Below are 5,010 nucleotides of genomic sequence, written 5' to 3'. Positions count from 1 at the left end.
TGCACGACCGTAACCTTCATGCCCTGCTTCATCAGGCCGTTGGCCGCCTCCAGTCCCAGCAATCCACCACCGATGACCACGGCATGGCGGTATTGTTTCGCCGCCGTGAGCATGGTTTCGACGTCGGCGAAATCGCGGAAAACGATCACTCCGGGCAATTCCTTGCCCGGTACCGGCAGGATGAACGGATTGGAACCGGTCGCGAGCAGCAGCCGATCGTAGGCGGCGGAGGTACCGTCGGACGCTTTCACCACGCGCTGGCGCCGATCGATTTCGGTGACGGTCTTGCCCTTGTACAGGGTGATACCGTGTTCGGCATACCAGGCGTCGTCGTTGAGCAGGATTTCGCCGAACTGCTTCTCGCCGGTCAGCACCGGCGAGAGCAGGATCCGGTTGTAGTTCGGGTGCGGTTCGGCGCCGAACACGGTGATCGCATACTTGTCCGGGGCAAGCTTGAGCAGCTCCTCCACGGTACGCATGCCGGCCATGCCGTTGCCGACCACGACTAATTGTTCTTTCATGCTCAATCTCCTTGCCTCAAGCGACCTGCTCTTCCGGGCGGTTCTGGCGTTCGTACAGGAACCGGAGCACCTCGCTGCGGCAGCGGTTGTACGCCGGATCGTCGGCGAGCTTCAGGCGCTCACGCGGGCGCGGCAGACTGACGTCAAGCACTTCGCCGATGGTAGCCGCCGGCCCATTGGTCATCATCACGATGCGGTCGGACAACAGCACCGCCTCGTCCACGTCGTGCGTCACCATGATGGTGGTGCAGCCACTGGCCGCAACGATGCGCGAAATTTCATCCTGCAGATGCGCGCGCGTGAGCGCGTCGAGCGCGCCGAGCGGCTCGTCCAGCAGCAGCACCTTGGGCTGCATGGACAGGGCGCGGGCGATGCCGACGCGCTGCTTCATGCCGCCCGAAATTTCGTGCGGGTACTTGTGCGTGGCGTGCGTGAGCCCCACGAGCGCAAGTGCCTCCTCGGTGCGGATTTTCAGCGACTCCTTACTCTCGACCGCGCCGTATACGCGCTCGACCGCGAGAAACACGTTGTCGTAGCAGCTCATCCACGGCAGCAGCGAGTGGTTCTGGAACACCACCGCGCGCTGCGGGCCGGGCCCGGCGATCTCGCGCCCGTTGCACAGCAGCACGCCGTCGGTTGCCTCGGTGAGTCCAGCGATGAGATTCAGCAGCGTCGACTTGCCGCAGCCGGAATGGCCGATGATCGACACGAACTCGCCGCGGCGCACCACGAGGTTGATATCACGCAGCGCGACGAACCGGCCCTGCTTGGTCTCGAACACCTTCTGCACGTTTTCCAATTGCACGTAACGTTCCATGGTTCACCCCTGGTATTCGAAGCGCTTGGCGACCAGCAGCAGCATCTGCTCGAGCAGCAGCCCGACGATGCCGACCACGAAGATCGCGATGATGATGTGTTCGAGGTTGAGGTTGTTCCATTCATCCCACACCCAGAAGCCGAGGCCCACGCCACCGGTCAGCATCTCGGCGGCGACGATCACCAGCCACGCGATGCCGATGGACAGGCGGATGCCGGTCATCATGTACGGCAGCACCGCCGGGAACAGGATTTTGCTGAACACCTTCCACTCGGAGAGCTTGAGCACGCGCGCGACGTTGAGATAATCCTGCGGCACGCGCGTGACGCCGACCGAGGTGTTGATGATGATCGGCCAGATGCTGGAGATGAAGATCACCCACACCGCCGCCGGCTGCGCCTGCTTGAACACGTACAGGCCGATCGGCAGCCACGCCAGCGGCGACACCGGGCGCAGCAGGCTGATGATCGGCGAGGTCATGCGGCTCAGGAACGCGAACCGGCCGATCAGGAAGCCGAACGGGATGCCGATCAGCGCCGCCAGGCCGAAGCCGATGCCGACGCGCCCCAGCGACATGAGCACGTTCCAGCCGATGCCCTGGTCGTTCGGACCCTTCTGATAGAACGGGTCGCTGAACAGCTTGACCGCCGAATTCCAGGTCTTGCCCGGGTCCGGCAAACCGCTTTTCTGAGCGATGATCGCCCACAGCGCCAGGAAGACCGCGAAACCAAGCAGCGGCGGAAGCAAAGTCCGCAGCGCCGCGGCCAGCATCATGACGATGCGCGGTTTTGCCGGCGACAGGCTGGCTTCCGGCGCCTTCATCGGCGCCGGCAGACTGCTCCCGTTACCCGCGGCCTTGGGTGCTTCGACCTGCTCCGGGATTGTCGGCTTCATCTTCATTTTCACCACGGTCATGACTCGCCCTCCGTTCGCTTACAGCTTGATCTTGAATCCGGCGGCATAGGCCTTCGGGTCCTTGCCGTCCCACACCACGCCGTCCACCAGCTTGCTGGTGCGTAATTCGGGATACAGCGGCACCTTGGCCGCCGCAGCCGCCTGTTTGTAAAGATCGATCTGGTTCACCTGCTTCGCCACCGCGAGGTAATCCACGTCTTCCTTGAGCAGCCCCCAGCGCTTGTGCTGGGTCAGGAACCACATGCCGTCCGACAGGTACGGGAAATTCACTTTGCCGTCGCTGTAGAACTTCATGTAGTTCGCGTCCTTCCACTTCTTGCCGATGCCGTTGTCGTACTCGCCCTTCATGCGGCCCTCGATCACGCTCTCCTCGGTGTTGACGTAGGACTTTTGCGCGATGATCTGCGATACCTTCGCACGGTTGGCCATGGCGTCGATGTACTTCGACGCCTCGAGGATCGCCGCGGTCATGGCGCGCGCGGTGTTCGGATACTGCTTCACGAACTCGAGCCGCGTGCCGAGCACCTTTTCGGGATGATCCTTCCAGATGTCCTGGGTGGTGATGCCGGTAAAACCGATGCCATCGAAGATGGCGCGCGCGCCCCACGGCTCGCCGACGCAGTAGCCGTCCATGTTACCGACGCGCATGTTGGCCACCATCTGCGGCGGTGGCACGACGATGGTCTTGACGTCGGTCATCGGATTGATGCCGTTGGCCGCGAGCCAGTAATAAAGCCACATGGCGTGGGTACCGGTCGGGAAGGTCTGCGCGAAGGTATATTCGCGCTTGTCGGTATCGATCAGTTTCTTGAGGCCCGCGCCATCCGTCGCGCCCTTTTCCTTCAGCTTGTTTGACAACGTGATCGCCTGGCCGTTGTGGTTCAGGTTCATAAGCACGGCCATGTCCTTCTTCGGGCCGCCGATGCCGAGCTGTACGCCGTAGATCAGGCCGTAGAGCACGTGCGAGGCGTCGAGCTCGCCGTTCACCAGTTTGTCGCGCACCGCCGCCCAACTCGCTTCCTTGGACGGCGTTATCTTGATGCCGTATTTTTTGTCGAAACCCATCTCCGAGGCGATCGCCACGCTGGCGCAGTCGGTCAGCGGGATGAAGCCGATCTTCACCTCCGGTTTCTCCGGCGCGTCCGAACCGGCGGCCCAGGCGGCGCTGCGCACGCCGGCCGGCACCATGCCCAAAATGCCCGCAGCCCCGAGCCCGGCCGCGAGACTGGTTTTGAGGAAATCGCGGCGCGATACGCCGGCGACACAGGGGCTTGCGGATTCGGTCATCGGCCTGGTCTTGCTCTCGTCACTCATGTCTGTCTCCTGCGTTGCAAAAATAAAAACGGCGCCCGGTCGGCCGGGATAAAACCCGGTGACTAGGGCGCCGTTGCCCCCAGGCCGCGTGGTATCGCGCGGCCTGGTATTTCAAGGGCGGGCCACTCGACCCGCCTCAATCTGTTTCCGATCGGTCCGTCGTTGGGCCGTCCGGTGTTAAATCTTTCAATCAGCCCTCTCTCGCAGAGAGAAGGTCATGCATTCTTTACGTCAGCAACTCCGCCATGGTGATCACGCTCTCCGCCACATGCGCCAGACGCTGATTGCGGTCCATCGCCAGCTTGCGCAACAGGGCGTATGCCTCGTCCTCGGTGCAGCGTCGCTGCTTCATGACGATGCCCTTGGCGCGTTCGATCACCTTGCGCTCCGCCAGGTTCGTCTGCGCCTGGTCCAGCTCGCGGCGCAGTGCCTGCCACTGCTCGAAGCGTACCAGCGCCACTTCCACGATCGGCCGTACGCGCTCCACCGACAACCCGTCCACCACGTAGGCGCTGACCCCGGCCTCCAGGGCCTCGCGCATCAGCGTCCGGTCCTTGTCCTGCGTGAACATCACGATCGGCCGCGGATCGTCACGCGTGATCATGCACACGTGCTCCAGCGTGTCGCGGTCCGGCGAGTCGCGGTCGATGATGATTACGTCCGGCCGCATCGCACGCACCTGTGTAAGCATTTCAGTGGACGTGTTCACCACTGTCACCACTTCGTAGCCTGCCTCCCGCAGCGCCAATTCCACGATTGCTGCACGCGTGGGATCGTCGTCCACCAGCAGCACACTCAATGACATGTCGATAACCTCAGAAGCCGTCTTTACAAAAGCAATCGCTGTGCCATGTAGGGAGTTCCCATGAAATCAAGGGACTAGAGCGAAATAGAGCGTTTCCGCGCGGCTTACATGCACCAATACCGTGAAGCACGCACCAGACCTGAACCGAAGTGGTGCATGGCGCTGGCACAAGGCAGGCAATGCGTCTCGCGTTATCGCTTCGAGACGAAGGGATTTCCCTTGATATAAAACCGCAGGTGTCGCCTGGCCCAGTGACCGGCATAGTCGACGCCCACCCGCGGCCGTTTGACGATGACCACGGGTTCGGACTTGGCCGGTGCGGCAATGTAAAAATTTTTTCCGGTCAGGTCGTACCCGTTGAAACGTTTATCGATGCGCATGGCACGGCACAGCAGGCCGGGACCCTGGGTCCGCTCCTCGATATTCACCACCGGCTCGACCGCGCGCAACAGCACGGCGGAGGCGTGGCCTTCGCGTTCGGTCACCACGTTCATGCAGAAATACATCCCGTAGATCATGTAGACATAGGCATGGCCCGGCGGACCGAACATGACTTTGGTCCGCTCCGTCAGCCCGCGCGCGGAATGGGCGGCGAGGTCGTGCGGCCCGAGGTAGGCCTCCACTTCCACGATCCGGCC

At 62.5% G+C, this 5,010-nt stretch carries 6 protein-coding genes; all 6 read right to left on the bottom strand.

What is annotated here, in order from left to right:
• On the bottom strand, window positions 1–521 hold a 521-nt coding region (locus tag ACC569_RS13795), incomplete at its 3' end, for an NAD(P)/FAD-dependent oxidoreductase (RefSeq protein ID WP_372524110.1).
• A gap of 16 nt (window positions 522–537) precedes the next feature.
• Window positions 538–1,338, bottom strand: coding sequence for an ABC transporter ATP-binding protein (locus ACC569_RS13790; protein WP_372524109.1), 801 nt, complete (start codon window positions 1,336–1,338; stop codon window positions 538–540).
• Between the two features lie 3 nt (window positions 1,339–1,341).
• Entirely contained in the window at window positions 1,342–2,160 is an 819-nt protein-coding gene (gene ntrB, locus ACC569_RS13785; protein WP_372524112.1) for a nitrate ABC transporter permease, read from the bottom strand.
• A 111-nt stretch (window positions 2,161–2,271) separates the two neighbouring features.
• On the bottom strand, window positions 2,272–3,540 hold the full coding sequence (locus ACC569_RS13780; protein WP_372524111.1) for an ABC transporter substrate-binding protein: 1,269 nt from the start codon (window positions 3,538–3,540) through the stop codon (window positions 2,272–2,274).
• 253 nt (window positions 3,541–3,793) lie between these two features.
• The gene (locus tag ACC569_RS13775) at window positions 3,794–4,372 is read right to left on the bottom strand and encodes an ANTAR domain-containing response regulator (RefSeq protein ID WP_372524108.1); all 579 of its coding nucleotides are present in this window, start codon (window positions 4,370–4,372) and stop codon (window positions 3,794–3,796) included.
• A 191-nt stretch (window positions 4,373–4,563) separates the two neighbouring features.
• Window positions 4,564–5,010 (bottom strand): DNA-3-methyladenine glycosylase (locus ACC569_RS13770; RefSeq protein WP_372524107.1); only part of this gene is annotated, 447 nt, incomplete at its 5' end.

It is taken from the genome of Sulfuricaulis sp., from assembly GCF_041499725.1.
GTDB lineage: Bacteria > Pseudomonadota > Gammaproteobacteria > Acidiferrobacterales > Sulfurifustaceae > Sulfuricaulis.
This window is presented reverse-complemented; position numbering and strand designations above follow the sequence as displayed.

Excerpts from the sequence above, each read along its gene's own strand:
- ACC569_RS13790 (WP_372524109.1), bottom strand. The coding sequence starts at position 1,338 with ATGGAACGTTACGTGCAATTGGAAAACGTGCAGAAGGTGTTCGAGACC.
- ntrB (WP_372524112.1), bottom strand. The coding sequence starts at position 2,160 with ATGAAGGCGCCGGAAGCCAGCCTGTCGCCGGCAAAACCGCGCATCGTC.
- ACC569_RS13780 (WP_372524111.1), bottom strand. The coding sequence starts at position 3,540 with ATGACCGAATCCGCAAGCCCCTGTGTCGCCGGCGTATCGCGCCGCGAT.
- ACC569_RS13775 (WP_372524108.1), bottom strand. The coding sequence starts at position 4,372 with ATGTCATTGAGTGTGCTGCTGGTGGACGACGATCCCACGCGTGCAGCA.